This is a genomic window from endosymbiont 'TC1' of Trimyema compressum (assembly GCF_001584725.1).
Lineage (GTDB): Bacteria > Bacillota > TC1 > TC1 > TC1 > TC1.
The window spans coordinates 890,409-910,428 of record NZ_CP014606.1; the positions used below are offsets into that span (position 1 = coordinate 890,409).

17 protein-coding genes, 1 tRNA gene and 1 pseudogene are annotated in these 20,020 nt (G+C 33.1%); 4 read left to right on the plus strand and 15 right to left on the minus strand.

Annotation, left to right across the window (positions count from 1 at the left end):
- Positions 1–19: 19 nt before the first annotated feature.
- The 7 genes from AZF37_RS05595 to AZF37_RS05625 all read right to left on the minus strand — a co-directional run bounded on the left by AZF37_RS05595 (position 20) and on the right by AZF37_RS05625 (position 7,957).
- Positions 20–1,471, minus strand: coding sequence for an aminotransferase class I/II-fold pyridoxal phosphate-dependent enzyme (locus AZF37_RS05595; RefSeq protein WP_088369941.1), 1,452 nt, complete (start codon positions 1,469–1,471; stop codon positions 20–22).
- A 6-nt stretch (positions 1,472–1,477) separates the two neighbouring features.
- On the minus strand, positions 1,478–2,056 hold the full coding sequence (gene yihA, locus AZF37_RS05600; RefSeq protein ID WP_088369942.1) for a ribosome biogenesis GTP-binding protein YihA/YsxC: 579 nt from the start codon (positions 2,054–2,056) through the stop codon (positions 1,478–1,480).
- Complete coding sequence (gene lon, locus AZF37_RS05605; protein ID WP_088369943.1) at positions 2,056–4,413, minus strand: endopeptidase La; 2,358 nt, start codon at positions 4,411–4,413, stop codon at positions 2,056–2,058. Before lon ends, yihA begins: the two co-directional genes overlap by 1 nt.
- A gap of 31 nt (positions 4,414–4,444) precedes the next feature.
- Positions 4,445–5,704 (minus strand): ATP-dependent Clp protease ATP-binding subunit ClpX, encoded by a 1,260-nt coding sequence (gene clpX / locus AZF37_RS05610; protein WP_088369944.1) that lies wholly within the window; start codon positions 5,702–5,704, stop codon positions 4,445–4,447.
- Positions 5,705–5,715: 11 nt separating this feature from the next.
- A complete protein-coding gene (clpP, locus tag AZF37_RS05615; RefSeq protein WP_088370670.1) occupies positions 5,716–6,309 on the minus strand; it encodes an ATP-dependent Clp endopeptidase proteolytic subunit ClpP in 594 nt (197 codons plus the stop codon).
- An 85-nt stretch (positions 6,310–6,394) separates the two neighbouring features.
- Positions 6,395–7,771, minus strand: coding sequence for a trigger factor (tig, locus tag AZF37_RS05620; RefSeq protein WP_088369945.1), 1,377 nt, complete (start codon positions 7,769–7,771; stop codon positions 6,395–6,397).
- Positions 7,772–7,882: 111 nt separating this feature from the next.
- Positions 7,883–7,957: transfer RNA gene (locus AZF37_RS05625), tRNA-Gly, on the minus strand.
- A 137-nt stretch (positions 7,958–8,094) separates the two neighbouring features.
- On the opposite strand from AZF37_RS05625, the pseudogene AZF37_RS05630 reads away from it, so the two are divergent.
- Both AZF37_RS05630 and AZF37_RS10495 read left to right on the plus strand, forming a co-directional pair.
- Positions 8,095–8,940, plus strand: a pseudogene (locus AZF37_RS05630) (YeiH family protein).
- A gap of 19 nt (positions 8,941–8,959) precedes the next feature.
- On the plus strand, positions 8,960–9,127 hold the full coding sequence (locus tag AZF37_RS10495; protein WP_162473928.1) for a hypothetical protein: 168 nt from the start codon (positions 8,960–8,962) through the stop codon (positions 9,125–9,127).
- 16 nt (positions 9,128–9,143) lie between these two features.
- Here the strand turns inward: AZF37_RS10495 and AZF37_RS10885 are convergent, their stop codons facing one another.
- Positions 9,144–9,413, minus strand: a complete 270-nt coding sequence (locus AZF37_RS10885) for a hypothetical protein (protein ID WP_172793086.1) — start codon at positions 9,411–9,413, stop codon at positions 9,144–9,146.
- Between the two features lie 18 nt (positions 9,414–9,431).
- Here AZF37_RS10885 and AZF37_RS13295 point away from each other — a divergent pair, with 18 nt between their 5' ends.
- Together AZF37_RS13295 and AZF37_RS13300 are read left to right on the plus strand one after the other, a co-directional pair.
- Positions 9,432–9,650, plus strand: a complete 219-nt coding sequence (locus AZF37_RS13295) for a transposase (protein ID WP_088369221.1) — start codon at positions 9,432–9,434, stop codon at positions 9,648–9,650.
- A gap of 176 nt (positions 9,651–9,826) precedes the next feature.
- A complete protein-coding gene (locus tag AZF37_RS13300; RefSeq protein ID WP_425425417.1) occupies positions 9,827–10,297 on the plus strand; it encodes a DDE-type integrase/transposase/recombinase in 471 nt (156 codons plus the stop codon).
- 272 nt (positions 10,298–10,569) lie between these two features.
- On the opposite strand, the gene rlmD is transcribed toward AZF37_RS13300, so the two are convergent.
- From rlmD to plsX, 7 genes are read right to left on the minus strand one after another with little or no spacing between them, the layout of a single operon-like run.
- On the minus strand, positions 10,570–11,955 hold the full coding sequence (gene rlmD / locus AZF37_RS05640) for a 23S rRNA (uracil(1939)-C(5))-methyltransferase RlmD (RefSeq protein WP_088369946.1): 1,386 nt from the start codon (positions 11,953–11,955) through the stop codon (positions 10,570–10,572).
- On the minus strand, positions 11,948–12,493 hold the full coding sequence (locus AZF37_RS05645) for a cysteine hydrolase family protein (protein WP_088369947.1): 546 nt from the start codon (positions 12,491–12,493) through the stop codon (positions 11,948–11,950). The genes rlmD and AZF37_RS05645 overlap by 8 nt, the downstream gene beginning before the upstream one ends.
- Positions 12,494–12,506: 13 nt before the next feature.
- The gene (locus tag AZF37_RS05650) at positions 12,507–13,808 is read right to left on the minus strand and encodes an amidohydrolase (RefSeq protein WP_088369948.1); all 1,302 of its coding nucleotides are present in this window, start codon (positions 13,806–13,808) and stop codon (positions 12,507–12,509) included.
- Entirely contained in the window at positions 13,808–14,725 is a 918-nt protein-coding gene (gene ftsY, locus AZF37_RS05655; RefSeq protein WP_088369949.1) for a signal recognition particle-docking protein FtsY, read from the minus strand. The genes AZF37_RS05650 and ftsY overlap by 1 nt, the downstream gene beginning before the upstream one ends.
- 14 nt (positions 14,726–14,739) lie before the next feature.
- On the minus strand, positions 14,740–18,294 hold the full coding sequence (smc, locus tag AZF37_RS05660; RefSeq protein WP_088369950.1) for a chromosome segregation protein SMC: 3,555 nt from the start codon (positions 18,292–18,294) through the stop codon (positions 14,740–14,742).
- Between the two features lie 3 nt (positions 18,295–18,297).
- Positions 18,298–19,020, minus strand: coding sequence for a ribonuclease III (rnc, locus tag AZF37_RS05665; protein ID WP_162473929.1), 723 nt, complete (start codon positions 19,018–19,020; stop codon positions 18,298–18,300).
- Entirely contained in the window at positions 19,013–20,011 is a 999-nt protein-coding gene (gene plsX / locus AZF37_RS05670; protein ID WP_245611905.1) for a phosphate acyltransferase PlsX, read from the minus strand. Before plsX ends, rnc begins: the two co-directional genes overlap by 8 nt.
- Between the last annotated feature and the right edge of the window lie 9 nt (positions 20,012–20,020).

The window sequence follows — 20,020 nt, forward strand, 5'->3', positions numbered from 1 at the left end:
TTTTTCCATAACACTTCTCCTAATTTCCTAAAATATAGATATATTCAATCCTCGGATCTTCTAATCCCGTTAAAATACAGTCTTGATTTTTTAAAAATTCAATATGATTTAAAATTTCCATTGTAATTTTTTCTCCTGGGGCTACTATTGGAATACCTGGCGGATAAGCCATTACTGATTCACCAGAAATTTCTCCCACACTATCCTTTAATGGAATTGTCTTCTTATTTGCATAGAAAGCTTCCCTCGGTGATACCACCATTTGTGGTCGACTAAATAAGAAGGCTGACTTTATTTTTTTATTAGTGGCAAAACGTTCTTTAATATCCTTTAAAGCAAATACTAAGGCATCTATCCACTCCTTTTTATCACCAATGCTTACAATAGCCATAATAGTATGAACTTCCCCTATTTCTACTTGAATATTGTATTCATCTCTTAATATATCATATACTTCAATTCCAGTTAATCCAATACTTGAAACATGAATAGATAATTTAGTCTCATCTAAATCAAAAAAACCTGGCCTTCCAACCACTTCTTTTCCAATAACATAGTAACCACCAATTTCATTAATTTTTTGTCTGCCATAATTGGCTAATTGGAGAGCTTCTTCAAGTAGTTCTTCGCCTTTTTCCTCTAACAAATAGCGAGCAACATCTAAGCTACTCAGTAAGAGGTAAGAAGGACTAGTAGTTTGCGTTAAATCAACCATTTTCTTGACTTTAGAAATATCTAAATATTTTTTATGACAGAGTAAAACTGAACTCTGAGTCAATGAACCACAGGTTTTATGAAGACTAACAGCAGACATATCTGCACCAATTTCCATGCCACCAATAGGAAGATTTTTATTGAAATAAAAATGACCACCATGTGCTTCATCACATAATACAGTCATTTCATTATCATGAGCAACACGGGTAATCTCTTCTAAGTCTGATGCTGCACCATAATAAGTAGGATTAATAATAAGAATACTTTTTGCATCTTTATTATGATAAATAGTATTCTTCACAGTTTCCATAGTAACTCCATGGGAAACCCCTAACGCTTCATCAATGACAGGTTCCATATAAATGGGTTCTGCGCCACTTAGAATAAGGGCATTCATAGCTGATTTATGAATATTTCGTGGCAAAATAATTTTATCTCTAGGTTCCACGCTTGCTGTTATCATATTCTGCACACCAGATGTAGTGCCATTAACCATAAAAAAAGCAGTGTCACTAAAAAAAGCTCTTGCCATAAGTTGTGAAGCATCTTTAATAGGCCCCTTAGGATTTCCAATTGAGTCAATGGGTTTTGCAGAGCTTACATCTAAATCTAACATTGAATGTTCCATAAACTCTTTTAAAATATTCTCTTTAGGGTACCGTTTATGACCTGGCACATCAAAGTGTATTGTATTTTGATTAATATAAGCTCTCAATGCTTCATATAAAGGCATTTTTTCCATTTCTAGCCTCATCCTTTTCTAAAGTAACGTTTCCATTTCTGATAACAAAGGTCCAATTCCATTTTTTTCTAAAGTAGAACATGGAATAATAGGATAATCTTTGGCATCTAAGGCCTCTTTTATTTTTTTCATATAATGAGGTCTTTTACCTCTACTAATTTTATCACTTTTAGTACATGTTAAAATTGTAGGAATTTGATAATATTTTAAATAATCCATCATTAATTTATCATCTTTTGAAGGTAAATGTCTAATATCTAATAAGAGAACCACACCAACTAGAGTCTCTCTTTTTTGTAAATACTCCTCCATCATCTGTCCCCATGTAGCCTGAACAGCTTTTGGAGCACTGGCATATCCATACCCAGGCAAATCAACAAAGTAAAAATCTTCATTAATTAAAAAGAAATTAATTGTTCTTGTTTTACCTGGTTTACCACTGGTTTTTGCTAACTTTTTATTATTCGTTAACAAATTAATTAAAGAGGATTTGCCTACATTTGAACGACCAACAAAAGCAATTTCTTTTTTATTAGCTTCAGGATACTGCGTCGGGTTAACGGCAGTTAAAATATAATCCGCTTTTTTTATTCTCATTATTCTTCTAAAGCTCCTTTTAACACTGTCTCTACGTCATCAACGAGAATAAGCTCAATTTTATTTCGTACATCACTAGGAATATCTTCAATATTCTGCTCATTTCCTTTTGGTAAATACACAGTCTTTATGCCATTAGCAAAAGCTGCTAAAACCTTTTCCTTAACACCGCCAATAGGCAATACATGTCCCCTAATAGTTACTTCACCAGTCATCGCTATATCTTTCTTAACTTTCTTGTTCAAAAATAAAGATGCTAAAACAGTAGTCATTGCAACCCCAGCAGAAGGTCCATCTTTGGGAATAGCCCCTTCAGGTACATGAATATGAATATCCTTTTTAAGCGTCTCTAAGTCATCTTCCATAATATTCTTAGAACGCAAATAACTCATGGCTGCATTAACAGATTCTTTCATAACATCTCCTAATTGTCCAGTTAGCAATAATTTTCCTTTACCTGAATACAAGGCTCCTTCAATAGTTAATAAATCACCACCTAGACTAGTAACAGCTAAACCATTAACGACACCAACTTCAAGCTTTCTCTTTACTTTATAATTACTTACTTTTGGAACGCCTAGATACTCAAAAACATGGTTTTCTTTAATCTGTAGTTCCGTTAGTTTACCTTCTAATACATCAACAGCAATTTTTCTAAGTAATCTACCAATTTCTCTTTCAAGATTTCTCACACCTGATTCATGAGTATAGAATCTAATAATTGTTAAAAGAGATTTATTATCTATTTTAATATTATAATCTTCTAAACCATTCTCTTTTATTTGTTTTTTAAATAAATGATTTTTAGCAATCTCTAATTTTTCTTTTTCTGTGTAACTACTTAAGTGAATAATTTCCATTCGATCTCTCAAAGGCGCTGGAATTGTACTTAAAGTATTAGCTGTTGTAATAAAAAACACGTCGCTTAAATCATAAGGTAGCTCTATATAGTGATCGCTAAACATATAATTTTGCTCTGGATCTAGTGCTTCTAATAATGCTGATGAAGGACCCCCTTTATAATCAGCACCTAGTTTATCTATTTCATCTAATAATATAATAGGATTTTTAGTACCTGCTGATTTCATGCTCTGAATTAAACGACCAGGCATTGAACCAACATAAGTCCTTCTATGTCCTCTAATTTCTGCTTCATCTCTAACGCCACCTAAAGACATTCTCACAAATTTTCTATTAATTGCCTCTCCAATGCTACTGGCCAAAGAAGTTTTACCAACTCCAGGAGGACCAACTAAACATAAAATAGGTGATTTATTTTTATCTTTAACAAGCTTTTTTACTGCTAAATGTTCTGTAATTCTCTCTTTAGCATCCTCAAGACCATAATGACCTTTATCTAATTTTTTCCTTACTTTAACAAGGTCAATATCTTCTTTTGTTTTCTTAAACCAAGGTAAATCCAATAACCAATCAATATACGTTCTTAAAACAGGGCTTTCTGCCATATTTGGAGGCATTGTTTCTAAACGATTAATTTCTTTTTCAAATCTTGCTATAACATTATTAGGATAATTCCCTGCCTTTACACGACTTCTTAAATTATCAATTTCCTCTTCATAATCAACTGATTCATTTAACTCTTTACGGATTACTTTAATCTGTTCACGTAAAAAATATTCCCGCTGGGCTTTATCAATATTACCTTTGACTTTTTCTCCAATTTCTTGTTCAAGTTTTATTAAACTTTTTTCAACAGTCAGAGATTTTAAAATATTTTCAGCTTTAGCATTGAAAGTATTTATCTCAAGTAAATTTTGCTTTTCTTTAAAATCTACAGCAAGTTGACTGGCAATTAAATTAGTTACAATCTCTGGATCATCTATATTTTGTACTTTCATTGCAGTTTCCGGATTAATACCTGGATTAATCTCAGCATAATCCATAAATTCATGAATAATAAGCCTCAGTAAGGCTTTTGTTTCAAGCTCTTTATCAGCAACTAAAGGCGCCATAGATTCAATAAAGCCTTCATAAAAAGTCTCTCTATTGTAAAATACTTTTAGACGGCCTCTTCTTTCTCCTTCAATTAAAACTCTTACAATGCCTGTAGGTAATTTCATCACCTGTTTTATGTGAGCAATAATACCCACTCTATATAAATCATCTTCATTTGGCTCTTCACATAATGGATCTTTTTGAGCGACTAAAAATATTTTTTTGCCTTCTTCCATCGCTTTATTTAATCCTTCTACTGATTTTGGTCTTCCCACATCTAAATGGGTAACAACATCAGGAAAAAGAACCATGCCTCTTAAAGGTAATATGGGCAAAGCTTCTTGACTTACATAGTTATATAATTCATTTTTTGATTGATTGTCTGTTGTTACATCATCCATTTACTCCACCTCCATGAAGAAAAAGCAACAGTTAGACTGCTGCTTTTTTAGAAATTTTCTTCTTTGTTAAAATAGGACCAGCATTATTCAAAATAACGTCTTCTGTAATTGTACACTTAATAACATTCTCTTCTGAAGGAATATCATACATGAAATTAGTCATTATCTTTTCTAGGATACTTCTTAATCCTCTAGCACCAGTATTTCTCTTTATAGCTTTATCAGCAATTGCCTTAACAGCCTTATCATCAATTTCTAAGGTTACCCCATCATAGGATAATAGTAATTGAAATTGCTTTAATAAAGCATTTTTTGGTTCAGTTAAAATTCTAATTAGAGCCTCTTTATCTAAGGGATCTAATGTTGTTAAAATTGGTACTCTACCAATAAATTCAGGAATCAAACCAAATTTTAATATATCCTCAGTTTCAATAAGTCTGAAAGGATTGTCTTTTAGAAAATCTTTTTTACTTTTTGCATCTTCACCAAATCCTATTAAATTTTTTCCTGTACGGTTTTCAATAATTTTCTCTAATCCATTAAAAGCACCACCACAGATAAAGAGAATATCCTTAGTATTGATTTCAATCATTTCCTGTTGTGGATGCTTTCTGCCACCTGTTGGTGGCACTGAAGCAGTTGTACCTTCAATCATTTTCAGTAAAGCTTGTTGCACACCTTCTCCTGATACATCGCGAGTAATTGATGGATTTTCGGATTTTCTAGCAATCTTATCAATTTCATCAATATAGATTATGCCTTTTTCAGCTGCAGAAACATCAAAGTCTGCAGCCTGAATAAGACGTAATAGAATATTTTCTACGTCATCTCCAACATAGCCTGCTTCAGTCAGAGTGGTTGCATCTGCAATAGCAAAAGGCACTTTTAAATAGCGGGCAAGAGATTGAGCAAGTAAAGTTTTGCCACTACCTGTTGGTCCAATTAACAAAATATTAGACTTATCAAGTTCCACTTCCTGTTCGGCATCTTCCATGGACAATAACCGCTTATAATGATTATAAACAGCTACTGCCAATGTTTTTTTTGCATCCTCTTGTCCTATTACATACTCATCTAAATAATTCTTAATCTCTTTTGGTTTTGGAAGTGTATCATATGCTAAATCAAGACTAACTTCAGGCACTTCTTTTTCACTTTCAACAATATCCATGCACAATTCTACACAGTTATTACAAATGAATACACCTGGTCCTGAAATTAACTGATCCACTTCATTTCTGTGTTTTCCACAAAAAGAACAAAAAAGACCATTATCTTTTGTTTCATCCATTTAAATGGCTCCTATCTATCTTCCTTGTTCTTAATTACTGAATCAATTAAGCCATATCCTTTAGCTTCTGAAGCAGTAAAGAAATGATCACGGTCAGTGTCCTTTTCAATTTTTTTAAGGGTTTGACCAGTATTAGTTGCTAAAATTTCATTTAAATACTTACGCATTTGCATAATTCTTTTTGCATGAATATCAATATCAATAGCTTGACCTTGAGTACCACCTAATGGCTGATGAATCATAACTTCAGCGTTAGGCAAAGCAAAACGTTTTCCTTTCGTACCAGAGCTCAATAAGAAAGCACCCATACTAGCAGCCATGCCAATACAAATTGTTGACACATCAGCTTTAATAAATTGCATTGTATCATAAATTGCCATTCCAGCAGTAATTGAACCACCAGGGCTATTAATATATAAGCTAATATCTTTATCAGGATCTTCACCTTCTAAAAATAATAACTGGGCAATAACTAAGTTCGCTACATTATCATCAATAGCAGAACCTAAAAATATAATTCTATCTTTTAATAGTCTAGAGTAAATATCAAAGGATCTTTCACCTCTGTTAGTTTGCTCTACTACCATCGGTATTAACATAGACATACCCATCACTCCTTCTATTTTTCGTCTTTTTCAGTTTTAGAAGCAGCTGTCTTTTTAGCTGGCGATTTTTTTTGCAGTAGCTTTTTTAGCTACTGGTTTTTTCAGCTGCTAGTTTCTTTGTTGTTGTCGCTTTTTTTAGCAGCAGTTTTTCTTCTTTTTTCTCAGTTGCTTTTACTTCTTTAACATCTGCTAATTCTACCATTTTTTCTAAAGCTTTTTCACGAGCTAAACCTCTTTGCAACATTTTTAAATTACTGCCAGCTTTAAAGTATGCTTCTAAATTTTCTTTTGGTTGACCATAAGCTTTGGCCATATTTTCAATTTCAGCATCTACTTCAGCATCAGTTACAGTAATACCCTCTGCCTTTGCAACTGCATCTAAAAGAATATCTCTTTTAATATGTTTGATTGCATTATCTCTGTAGTCTGCTCTAACCTTTGCTTCAGTCATGCCTGTAGTTTCATAATATTTTTCTAATGTCATCCCATGTTGAGACATATCCATTTCAATATCTTTTAAGAATTGATCTGTTTTGTCGCTAATCATTGATTCTGGTACTTCAACTTCAATAATTTCAATACCAAAATCTAAAGCTTGATTTTTCACTGCATTTTCAGCTGCTTTTTGTTTTTGTTCAGTTAAATTTTTTCTAATATCCGTTTTTAGTTCTTCTAAAGTATCAAAATCACTTACATCCTTAGCAAATTCATCATCTAAATCAGCTAGATTTTTTCTTTTGACTTCATGTGCTACCACTTTAAATACAGTATCTTTACCTTTTAAAGCATCACTATGATATTCTTCTGGGAAAGTAATGTTAATTTCTTTCTCATCGCCTTTTTTAATACCAACTAACTGTTCTTCAAATCCAGGAATAAATGTTTGAGAACCTAACTCAAGTGGGTAACCTGTTCCAGCACCACCTTCAAATGGCTCATCACCAATGAATCCTGTAAAATCAATTACTACAGTGTCTCCATTCTCAGCTGCAGTCTCAACTTCTTCAATTTTAGCATTTTTTGTTCTTAAGCCTTCTAGTTCATTTTCAACATAAGTCTCATCTAAGTCTACTAATGTTCTTTCGAGTTTTAATCCTTTATATTTTCCAAGCTTTCCTTCTGGAACTAGAGTCACTTCTGCTTTAAGTACAAAAGGCCCCTCTTTCTTAATAGATACAACTTCAATATTTGGTTTATCAATTGGCTCAAGGTCATGCTCATCTAAAGCTCTTCCATATGCTTCTGGTAAAAGCAAATCAATTGCTTCTTCAATAATTGCACCTTCGCCTACATGTTTTTCTAATACACCTGCAGGCACTTTTCCTTTTCTAAAGCCAGGTATATTTACACGGTCTGCTAATTTTTTAGCTCCCTCTTTGTATGCTTTCTTTACATCGTCTGATTCTACTGTTATTTCTAGGACTATGACATTATTTTCTTGCTTGTCGATTTTTGATCCCATCGTATAACTCCTTTCAATTTCCAAATTATTCTAATCTTTATTATACAATAGATTCCCGTAAGGAACAACCTAATCTATATTAGAAATACCTCGGAAATGCCGAGGTATTTTTGGAGCGGAAGACGGGATTCGAACCCGCGACCCTCTCCTTGGCAAGGAGATACTCTACCACTGAGCCACTTCCGCATTTTCTTAACTTCAGGGAACATTATACCATATTATGAAATAATATAAAAGTACTGATAAAATTATTTTCTGCTAATCTATTATTTACAAATAAAAAAGTAACTGATATTATTGAATGATAGAAAAAGGAGCAAAACATGGAGAAATTAAAACTACTACTACCTGGAATAGGACTCAGTTTAGCTATTGCTATACCTGCTTGGTTCCTAAGACTAATATTTCCAATTATTGGAGGACCTGTCTTTGCCATTCTAATAGGTATTATTATTTCCACCTCTATTAAAAGATTGCCAGCTATTAAAGAGGGTATTAATTTTACAGCAAAAAACTCCTTCAATATGCCATTATCTTCTTAGGGTTTGAAATGAACCTTTACAATATTATTGCCGTAGGTAGTCAATCCCTTATTATTATGGTATTCACTCTATCAGGAGCATTCTTAACAGCATACTTTTTTAGGAAAAGCCCTTAAGATAGAAGGTAAAACCAATACTTTAATTGGGGTAGGTGCCGCCATCTGTGGTGGCTCTGCTATTGCAGCAACTGCACCTGTTATTGATGCAAATACTAAGGAAATCTCCCAGAGTATCTCCACAATTTTTCTTTTCAATATTTTAGCTGTGTTTCTCTTCCCAGCCTTCGGACATTTATTAGGTATGGGCGATATAGGATTTGGAATGTGGGCAGGAACAGCTATTAATGATACCTCTTCTGTAGTTGCTGCAAGTTCAGCTCTTTATTTTAGGCTTTATTATTGCAGCACTTATTAATACATTTTTGCCTATTCCTATAGTACTCTCCTCTTTCCTCTCGGCAATATGGGAAAGTTCTTTATTGTTATGGCTATGGCTGCTATTGGTCTCAGCACCCATATTAAAGATCTAATAGGCAATGGTATTCATCCAATTCTCCTAGGTTTAGGCTGTTGGATTGTTGTTGCCTCTCTATCCCTAGTGGTTCAAGTTATCACACATATGTGGTAGTAACGATTTCCTAATTTTATTGATAACTTTACTAGCAAAATTAGGAACAAAGAAAAATAATATTGATGCAATAATAAAAGCAATAACCCGTACTTATAATATGGAAACTAAATTAGTATTTTTTACTGGTGCTTTAGAAAAAGACGTCTCGAAAAGAAACGCCTTAATACATACTATCTTTTTTTAATTTTATTTGAATAAAATCAATTAATTACCTTTCTAATCTTTCTTAAAAAAGCCTGTCTTTGCTCATTTGATATACCTTTGATATTAGCAATATGATGCCATCTAGCTTTATTAATACCCACTTCTTTAAGAATCCTACCCATTAACATCTTTTTAATATAATTGCCTCCAAAATATTTCAGGTACCACTTAGGAGATGTGGCTATAGACTGATATTTTGTATTTTTTGGACATATACTAAAAAAGTAGACAGGAAAAAGTGAAACATGTTTTAAATAAGTAGACACATAAGAAAGGATAAAATTATGAATAATTACAAGAAATACGATGAAGAATTTAAAAAAAGTATTGTTAATTTACACCAAAACGGTAAAACTCAATCCCAACTTTCTAAAGAATATGGTGTCTCCATGTCTGCTTTACACAAGTGGATTAAACTTTATTCTCAGGTTAGAATTGATGATGATACTATTCTAACCGCTAAGCAGATTAAGGATCTTCAAAAGCGTAATGCTCGACTCTAGGAGGAAAATATCATTTAAAAAAAGCAATTGCCATATTCACGCCTCACTCAGACAAAGATTAATGGCTGTTCATACCCTTCGTTTTCAGCACGCTATCTCTTTTCTTTGTCATGTCCTTAAAGTGAACCGCAGCTCCTATTACAAATACTTTTCGGAAAAACTTTCTCCTAGAACTATTGAGAATTAAAAACTCCGTCAGCTTATTCTCGGAGATTTGTCATCTTACTAAGAGACGTATTGGCCCATCTAAGATTAAGGCTCTTCTTTCCTATGACTATGGCATCAACATCAGTATTGGTAGAGCGAGCCGCCTGATGACTGACATGAATCTTCCTAAAATGCCTACTATCAAACTTCGGTTTATTCATCCGAGGTCTATTCCCAATTTTGATTGCCCTAACTACCTAAATCAAAATTTTAATGTTCCTCAGCCCAATCAAGTCTGGGCTAGTGACATTACCTATATTAATTTAAATGCCTCTTTTGCTTATCTCTGTGTTATTATGGATTTATTTTCTCGTAAAATTATTGCTTGGAAGCTCTCTCTTAAAATTGATACTTCTCTTGTTAAGGATACTTTTATCAAAGCCTTTTATTCTCAAAAACCTTCTACTTCTCTTATTTTTCATTCTGACAGAGGTTCCTAATATACTTCTTTTATCTTTAGAAAGCTCCTTGATTCTTTTGGTATCATTCAATCTTTTTCTAAGCTTTCTCATCCTTGGGACAATGCTGTCGTTGAGTCCTTTTTAAATATATGAAAAAAGAAGAAATTCTTCGTAGGTCTTTTTCTTCCTTTGCTCAAATTAAGCTTTCCTGCTTTGAACACATTGAGGGCTTCTACAACCCCCTATACGTCCCCACTCTGCTAATAACATTCTTTCTCCTAATTCCAAAGAAGACTATTTTTTCACTTCTATTAAAACTTAATTTCACTTTTTCTATCTACTCTATTGACATTCTTCCAGGGTGCACTAATCTTTGTAGCAGTTAAATCAAGGTCATCCATTTCCAGCGTAACGTTAATATGGTGGTCGGTATGTAGTTTGGACAATAGTACTACCGTCTCCACATGCCCCGTCCAAGGAAACATATCCACACCATCAACGCTACTAACCGCATAATCACCATCTTCAGTAAACCTTTTAATATCCCTTGCAGCCTTTCCTAAATCACACCCAACGTAAAGAATATACTTAGGTTTTAGAGTAAGGAGATGCTCAATAACAGCTTCCTCTACACCACCTCTTGGCGGATCTAAGAGAACACAACTATCATCATCCGTTAAATAGGCAAGAGATATTTCTACATTACCTAGGTGAAAACCAATATTTTGAATATTATTTAAAGTAGCATTTTTCTTTGCCATTTTAATGGATTCTGCAACAGCTTCAATACCATAAACCTGGTTAACTTTATGGGCCAAATAGATGCCAATAGAACCTACACCACAGTATAAGTCGTAAAGGGTGTTAATGGCTAATGGTTCTATCATTTTTTCTAATTTATCATAGAGGACTTCTGCTTCTTTAGTATTGACTTGGAAAAATGATTTACTGTTTACTTCATAGTTAAAATTATTAAGAGCCATTGTTATAGTTTCTAATTCCGCTCCTATTTGGAGACGATGACTAATACCTTTAATGGCTGGATAAGCTTCTAACATTGAATGGATGAGTTTTCGCATATCCTCATAAGGATAGGAATTTAAGATATTTAAATAGAGTAAATAGTCTTTACCATTGGTTTTAATCATGACATCATCTGGAAAAATATGATGATGATAACAAAGAGTTTCCAAGGTTTCCTTAATTTCCATAAATGCTTTAGGAATTAAGTGACAGACTTTTACTTTAAAAAGAAAGTTGGAGTTCTTTTCATTAAAACCAAGAATATAGTCCCCTTTATAATATTTACCATGAAAAACTACCTTATTTCTATAGTTATATGGTGTTTCCATCCCTTCAATAGTTGGTGCCTTAATTGTTAAATTAGCAATTTTTTTAAAAGTATCTACAATCCACTTACTCTTATACTCTAAAGTACTTTTATATTTAAGATGTTGGAGATTACAACCACCACATATTTTATAGTGGGGACAGAATGGTTCTTGTCGCTCTTTAGATGTACTTAAAAAAGAAGTTGCTTCTCCGAGAGCAAACTTCTTTTTGTCTTTCTTTATAGCTACTTCTACTTTTTCCTGAGGAAGACCATTTTTAATAAAGAAAACTTTACCATCTTCCCCTCTCGCTACTCCTTGTCCTTGCTCCGTTAAATCAGTAATTTCTACAATTTTTTTATTCATAAGGAATTACCTTGATTCCTAAGACAGAAGCCATTTGCTCCAAGACATGATGATGGGCATATTCATCAAAAGATGCTACACCATTTTCATAGACAGTGACCTCATAATCTCTATTTCTTAATTCTTCTGCTGTAAAATAAACACAAATATTAGTGCAGACCCCTAATACAGTAAACTTCAAATCCTGACCTTTTGCAATTGACTGAAGTAAATTTTCTAATTCCGTATTATGAAAAGCACTAAAACGAGTCTTTTCAATTAGATAGACATTAGGCTTTTGTAGGGCATAAGTTAGTTCTTTAATAATTCTGGAACCTTCTGTTTCCTTAATACAATGAGAAGGAAATATTTGAAACTCCTTATCATTTTCATTATGATAATCTCTTGTAAAAATAATAGGCTGTTTCTTTTTCAGCTGAGCATCAATTTTCTTTTTTATAAAAGGAATAATCTGTCTTGCTTTATCACCACTATACAATGCGCCACCTTTTCTTAAAAAATCATTTTCCATATCGATGACCATTAAAATTTCTTTCATTTTTGACTCCTTTTTAGTGGCCTTTTAAGAGGCCTTGCACCGATTCATTAACCCTACTATAAAGGGTTTCTAAATCTATTGTTTTTAACTCTCTATTTTCCATAAGTATCTTACCTTGAACCATTGTTAATATAATATCCGAGGATTGGGCACTATAAGCTAAATTACTTATTTTATTATGTTGTAATGGATAAAAATGAGGCTTATTTAAATCTAAAACAATTAAATCAGCTTCATAGCCTTCCTTAATCATGCCAACCTTATGGTCTATCCCTAATGCTTTTGCACCATCTACAGTAGCCATTTTTAAGGCCTCGTAAGCTTTCAATGCAGTTGGCTCTTCTAAAATACCCTTCTGTAAAAATGAAGCATATTGCAGTTCTTCAAGTAAGTCTAGATTATTATTTGAAGAAGCGCCATCTGTGCCAAGTCCTACATTGACGCCATAATCTAAATAGGTTTTTACAGATGCAATACCTGAAGCTAACTTTAAATTACTCTGAGGATTATGAGTAATTGAGACATTATGTTTCTTTAAGATTTCTAAATCCCCTTCTACTAAGTGAACACAATGAGCTGCTATAACTGGATGGACTGAAAAAATACCAAGAGATTCTAAATAAGCTACTGGTGACAACCCATAATTTTTAAGAGCAGTATCCACTTCTGCCCTTGTTTCAGACACATGAATATGAACACCTACATTAAATTTTTTAGCAATTGCTAATTGAGCTTCTAAAAATTCTTTTGAATTAGTATAAATAGCATGAGGACCAACTAAAAACTGGATTCTACCATCAGCTTTATTATGGAATTCTTTAATTAAAGCTTCTGTTTCCTCTAAATTCTTTTGGTCTATCTTCTCATCATCTCTAAAAATCATCCCTTTAGACAAATGTCCACGAATCCCAGTTTCTTCTACTGCTAATGCTACCTGATCCATTTCTGCATACATATCTAAAAATGTTGTAGTCCCTGACAAAAGCATTTCAGCTATGCCTAATTCTGTCCCTACTTTAATATCTTCTTTAGTCATTTTTTCTTCCATTGGCCAAACCATATTCTCTAGCCAACCAAATAAGCTTCTATCATCACCATAGCTCCTTAGAAGAGTCATAGCCACATGGGTATGGGTATTAATTAAGCCAGGCATTAATAGTCTGTTTTTGCCCTCAATTACTTTATGGGCAACTTTTGGTAAATCTATACCTACTTTAGTTATTATTTTATCTTCTACTAAAACATCACCAAAAAATATTTCTGGTTTTGTTTCATCCATACTTACAATATGAATATTTTTAAATAGATAACCCATTAGTCCTCCTCCCCTAATAAGCCTTCTAAAAAGTCAGAAGCTGAAAATTGTTCAAGATCATCAATACCTTCACCAATACCTACAAGTTTAACAGGAATTGACAGTTGATTAATCAGGGGAATAATAACCCCTCCTTTAGCTGTACCATCTAACTTGGTAATAATTAAGCCTGTTAAACCAGATAAGGCTTCATTAAATGCTTCACCTTGAGCAATAGCATTCTGGCCAGTACCGCCATCTAAAACCAACAATATTTCATCTGCTGGGCCACCATTAACTTTTTCAATAATACGACCAATCTTTTTCATTTCTTCCATTAAATTATCTTTATTATGGAGTCTTCCTGCTGTATCAATAATTAAAAGATCTGCTCCTTTAGCTTTTGCCGATTCAATACTATCAAAGACAACAGCACCTGGGTCTCCCCCTTCTTGGTGAGCAATAACAGGAACCCCAACACGTTCACCCCAGACTTTGAGTTGATCAATAGCTCCTGCTCTAAAAGTATCTGCAGCTGCTAAGAAAACTTTCTTACCATTGGCTTTTTGTTCATGGGCTAATTTCCCAATAGAAGTAGTTTTACCAACGCCATTAACACCTACGACTACCCAAATAGTTAAGCTATCACTATTGTATTTTAAAGCACCATCATTTTTTTCTAAAATAGCAGTCATTTCCTCTTTAAGCTGTGCTAAAGCTTCTGCAGGAGTTTCTAATCTTTTAGCCTTGACAGTTACCTTTAATTTTTCAATAAGATTCATAGAAGTAGCCACACCCATATCACTGGTAATGAGAATTTCTTCTAGGTCATCATAAAAATCATCTTCCAGACCTTTATAGCCAGTAATTAAAGCTGTTAATTTTTCCTGTAAATTATCTTTAGTCTTCTTAAAACCTTTAATCCATTTTTTAAACATTCAATTCTCCTCTTTTACTTCTTATCCATTGAAACAGATATCATTTTGGAAATACCTGTCTTATCCATAGTTACACCATAAAGAGTATCAGAACCTTCAATTGTTCCCTGACGGTGTGAAATAACAATAAACTGAGTTTTATCCGCATATGTTTTTAAATAGTTAGCAAAGTTTATGACATTTCTCTCATCAAGAGAAGCATCTGCCTCATCAATAATACAAAGTGGACTCGGTTTAATTTTCAAAAATGAAAATAGAAGTGCTAAGGCTGTCAAGGCCCTCTCTCCACCAGATAAAGAGGAAAGACTTTTAGGTGTTTTGCCTGGAGGCTTAGAAAATATTTCAATACCACAGTTTAAAATATCTTCTTTATCTGTTAATTCCATAAAAGCTTCTCCGCCGTTAAATAATGCATTATAGGTTTCCTTAAAGGCAGCATTTAATTCAGTAAATGCTTCTTTAAAACGACTAATCATAATCTGGTCAATATCATTGACAATAGTTTGAAGACTATCTATAGACTCTCTTAAATCTCCTTCTTGATCTTGAAGGAATAAAAGTCTATCGCTAACTCTCTGGAATTCATCAATAGCCCCAATATTAACTGCCCCTAAACGGCTAATTTCTCCCGCTAATTTCTCCTGCTCTTTTCGCTGTTCTTCCTTATTCTCTAAAGGAATAGCCTTCTCCATAGCTTCAAAAGGCAATAGCTCAAACTTCTCTTGTAAAATCGCTAATTTATTTTGCTTATCTGTTTCCAGTTTGGCTTTTTTAATCTCTTTTTCATGAAGCACAGTTTCCTCTTTTTTAACAGCGCCATTGAGATTTTTAATCTCTTTCTCAAGACTCATATTTTCAATACGCAGATTATCTTTTCCTGTATCTCTTTCTTGAATAAATACAATTAAAGACTCATACTCATTTTCTTTATCTTTTTTGAGAAGCTGATTTTCGTCTAAACGAACTTTTGCTTCTTTTTCAGCAGTTTCTATTTCATTTAATTGTGTAGTCTTTCGTTCATTTAAAGAAACCATATCATCTTGTTCTAAATAGTAGGCAGCTAAAAACTCTCCTAGAGCATTTTCCTTTTCTTCTAATGTTGCTAGAGCCATTTTTTCATTTAAGATTACTGTTTGCGTTTTTTCAATTATAGATTTAAGAGATTCCCCTTCAGTTTTCTTAGATTCTCTTAATTCACCTAATGTTTCTTTTCTCTCTGACTCCTCTAAAAGTCGTTTATTTAAAAGATCTTTTTCCTTATCTAGACCTTCAATTTCGTCTCTAGTGTTCGCTACATCAAAATCCATGGAAGCTATTTTATCAACTTTACCTGCTTCTTCTTGTTTCATTAAAGCTAACTTCTGATTCAGAGCCCCAACTTCATTTTCTAAATCTTTTCTGCGAATGAAAGAAGCTGCAATAGAACCTTCTAATGGGTAAAGCTCTTTATTAATACTGTCTCCCTTAGTTTCTATAGCATTCAATACTTTTTTCTTTTCTGCTACAGTTACTTCAAGTTCATTAATCATTCTATTTCTGGATAAAAGACTACTGATTTTACCATTATTTCCCCCTGTTAAGGAACCACCTGGATTAAATTGTTCACCTTCAAGGGTAACAATTTTAATTTGATGATTGGCTTTTTTAGCTACAGCAATGCCTGTATCTACAGTATCTACAATTAAGACATTGCCTAATAGGTGGTTCACTACTAATTGAAATTTAGAATCTACTTTTAGTAAATCTTTGCCTAAACCAATAACCCCTTTTTCTTGTAAAAGAGGTTTAAAGTTATTACCTAGTTGCCTCTCCTTAATTACATCTAGAGGTAAAAAGGTGCATCTACCTTTATGGTTTTGCTTTAAAAATGAAATAGCTTTTTTAGCTTCCTGACTGGTTGCTACAACTACATTTTGTAAGGCCCCACCTAAGGCTACCTCAATGGACTTTTCATAATTTTTATCAACTTCAATTAATTGACCAACTGCACCATAAATAGATTTAAAATGACCATTTTCCTTTTCCACTAGAATATTTTTAACACCGCTATAGTAGCCTTGATACTCTCTATCAATATCTTTTAAGGCACTGTATTTTGAATTGACTTCTTGGTAAACTCTATTCTCTTTTCTATAGTCTTCTTCTAAAAGGGCTTTTTCATGTTCCAAAGCTTTTTTTCTATGTTGTTTTTCTTCAATAGCAGCATTCATTTGACGAAGCTCTTTTTCAAGTTTAGCCAATGCTTCCTTAGTAGTTTCTATAGTCTTACTAAATGCGCCTAATTGATCTTCTAATTGCTGTTTATTTTCAACAAAATAAAGGGATTTTTTATGAAGCTGTTCTTGATCTTCTTCAGCTGACTTAATTTCATTATTTAAAACAGCTATTGTCTGAAATAGGTCAATTAAATCATGATGGATACTCTGCTCCTCGTTGTATAATCGATCTTTATTATCCACTTCATTTTTTAGTTTTAACTCCATCTCTTTAATTTCAATTTTCTGATTATTGATCAAAGATTGCCACTTTTTTTGTTCTACTAATTTATCCTCATATATAGTGGCAAGAGTCTCCTTCTTATTAGCCAACTCATTAATTTCAGTACTAATAGTTTCGCTTTTTTCTTCTAGACTTGTTAAAAGTGTCTCATCTTTAATAATCTCTGTATTAAGAGAAGCAATTAAATCTTTTAAGGATAGCATGTGTTCCCTTTTCTCTCCTAAAATATCTTCCAGAGATAAAAGGGTCATCTTATTTTGCTCATAGGTTACTTCTTTTTCTTCTAATTGATTTAAAAGTCCAGCCACAGAATCCTTTAAATTGCTTAATTCTTCCTCTAAAACAGAAAGCTCGCTGTCTCTTTCAGTAATATCAGCAACAATTAAAGAAAGCTCTAGTTGGTCAGCTTTTTCCTTTAATTCTAAAAAGCGCTCAGCCTTTGCTGACTCATTTTTTAAATAATCATAATTGCTTTTAAGTTCATTTAAAATATCTAAAACACGTGTTAAATTTAGTTCTGCAGAAGCTATTTTCTTTAAAGACTCGTCTTTTCTATTCCTATATTTGACAATCCCAGCAAGTTCTTCAATCATTCCTCTTCGGTCTTCTGGTTTTGCATTTAGAACATTATCAATTTCTCCTTGTCCAATAATGGAAAAGGAGTCTTTACCTAAACCTGTATCATGGAAAAGATCATGAATTTCTTTAAGACGACAAACAGCACCGTTAATTGAATATTCACTTTCTCCAGAACGGTATATTTTTCTGCCTATTTTCATTTCTTCATAAGGTGTATTTAAATGTCTATCACTATTATCAATATGCATCACAACAGATGAAACCCCTAATGGTTTATGGGTTGTGGTACCATTAAAAATAACATCTTCACCTTTTTTACCTCTTAAAGCCTTGACCCTTTGTTCTCCTAAAACCCAACGAAAACCATCGGCAATATTACTTTTACCACTGCCATTTGGTCCTACAATAGTGGTAATACCTTCATTGAAATCCAGAGAGGTTTTATCTTTAAAGGATTTAAATCCATGTAAATCAAATCGTTTTAAAAACAATAGTTACTGCTCCTTTTTAAATTTTTCATTTTCAAAATAGCTAATGGCCAGTTTTGCCCCATTCCTTTCTGCTTCCTTTTTACTTTTACCAACACCAATAGCTACTAAATTATCTTCCCAGAATATGCCTGCTGTAAAGCTTTTATCATGATCAGGTCCATTTTCTTCAAGAATCTTATATTCCACATTCTTTTTATATTCTTTTTGCACTAATTCCTGTAAAATAGTTTTAAAATCCATCATGCCATTTTCCAGTAATTCAGCAATTTTATGCATTAGTGTTCTATAAATAAATTGCTTTACAACTTCATAGCCTAATTCTAAATAAATAGCAGCTAGAAGGGATTCATAGGCATCACTAATAACAGAGTCTTTATAGCGACCACCAATTTTGTCCTCGCCTTTACCCATAAGCAAGTATTTATAGAGAAAAATATCTCTACCTACAATTGCCAATGACTCGCCAGATACTAAAGCTCCTTTAATTTTTGAAAGATCTCCTTCATTTTTATCAGTGTAAGTTTGAAATAAATACTCAGCTACAATAAAGCCTAAAATTGTATCTCCAAGAAACTCTAGACGCTGATTACTGTCCTTTAGATTATTTTCATAAGCATAAGTAGGGTGAGTCAAAGCCTTTTCTAAAGTATCTAATTGCTGAAAATAAATATTAAATTCTTCTAAGTACTTCTGACACTCGATTGTACTCCGTTGATAATTACTCAACTGTTCCTCCTTTAAAATAGGCAGTCATTTCACTTTGAAAGCCACTGTCTACAGCTTTTTTTACAGCAAATAATGCTTGACGCATAGTTTTAGCATCTGAACTGCCATGACAAATAATAGAAAGGCCTTTCACCCCTAATAATGGTGCCCCACCATATTCAGAATAATCTAGACCAGACCTAATTTCTTTAAAAGCGCTTTTTAAAAATAAGCCACCAATCTTATATTTAAATCTACTATAAATTGTATTTTTAATTTCCCCAATTAGGGTTTCTGTTAAGCCTTCCATTAGCTTAAGAACAACATTACCTACAAAACCATCACAGACTACAATATCTACAACTCCCTTGGGAATATCTCTACCTTCAATATTACCCACGAAGTTAAGATTTTTATCCTCTTTTAAAACCTGATGAGTCTCTTTATAGAGGACACTACCTTTTTTTTCTTCAGAACCAATATTCAATAAACCTACTGACGTTTTATCCATTTTCAAATAATGTTTTCCAAAAACAGTTGCCATCGAAGCAAATTGGTGTAGGTTTTCTTTATCACAATCTGGTGTTGAACCTGCATCTAAAAGAATTTTCACACCATTAGGTGTTGGATAGTAAGTTACAATTGCTGGGCGAGTAATACCTTTTAAACGCCCTAACACAAATATTGCCGCAGTCATTTGAGCTCCTGTACTGCCAGCTGAAACCACTGCATCGGCTAAGCCATCCTTAACTAATTTTGTAGCAACTGTTATTGAAGCATCTCTTTTCTTCTTATAAGCCATAACAGGTTCTTCTTCCATTTCAATCATTTCACTGGCATGATAAATGGATAAATTGGGATTATTAGGATATTTATTTAACTCTTCTTTCAGAACTGCTTCATTGCCTACAAGAATAACTTGCAATTCTTCATTTGCTGCCATAACAGCACCTTCTACCATGGCTGGGTAACCCAAATCACCACCCATAGCATCTAAAGCTAATTTAATCATTACCTGACT

Coding starts and splice junctions, on each gene's coding strand:
- AZF37_RS05595 (WP_088369941.1), bottom strand. CDS start 1,471: ATGAGGCTAGAAATGGAAAAAATGCCTTTATATGAAGCATTGAGAGCT.
- yihA (WP_088369942.1), bottom strand. CDS start 2,056: ATGAGAATAAAAAAAGCGGATTATATTTTAACTGCCGTTAACCCGACG.
- lon (WP_088369943.1), bottom strand. CDS start 4,413: ATGGATGATGTAACAACAGACAATCAATCAAAAAATGAATTATATAAC.
- clpX (WP_088369944.1), bottom strand. CDS start 5,704: ATGGATGAAACAAAAGATAATGGTCTTTTTTGTTCTTTTTGTGGAAAA.
- clpP (WP_088370670.1), bottom strand. CDS start 6,309: ATGTCTATGTTAATACCGATGGTAGTAGAGCAAACTAACAGAGGTGAA.
- tig (WP_088369945.1), bottom strand. CDS start 7,771: ATGGGATCAAAAATCGACAAGCAAGAAAATAATGTCATAGTCCTAGAA.
- AZF37_RS13295 (WP_088369221.1), top strand. CDS start 9,432: ATGAATAATTACAAGAAATACGATGAAGAATTTAAAAAAAGTATTGTT.
- rlmD (WP_088369946.1), bottom strand. CDS start 11,955: ATGAATAAAAAAATTGTAGAAATTACTGATTTAACGGAGCAAGGACAA.
- AZF37_RS05645 (WP_088369947.1), bottom strand. CDS start 12,493: ATGAAAGAAATTTTAATGGTCATCGATATGGAAAATGATTTTTTAAGA.
- AZF37_RS05650 (WP_088369948.1), bottom strand. CDS start 13,808: ATGGGTTATCTATTTAAAAATATTCATATTGTAAGTATGGATGAAACA.
- ftsY (WP_088369949.1), bottom strand. CDS start 14,725: ATGTTTAAAAAATGGATTAAAGGTTTTAAGAAGACTAAAGATAATTTA.
- plsX (WP_245611905.1), bottom strand. CDS start 20,011: ATGATTAAATTAGCTTTAGATGCTATGGGTGGTGATTTGGGTTACCCA.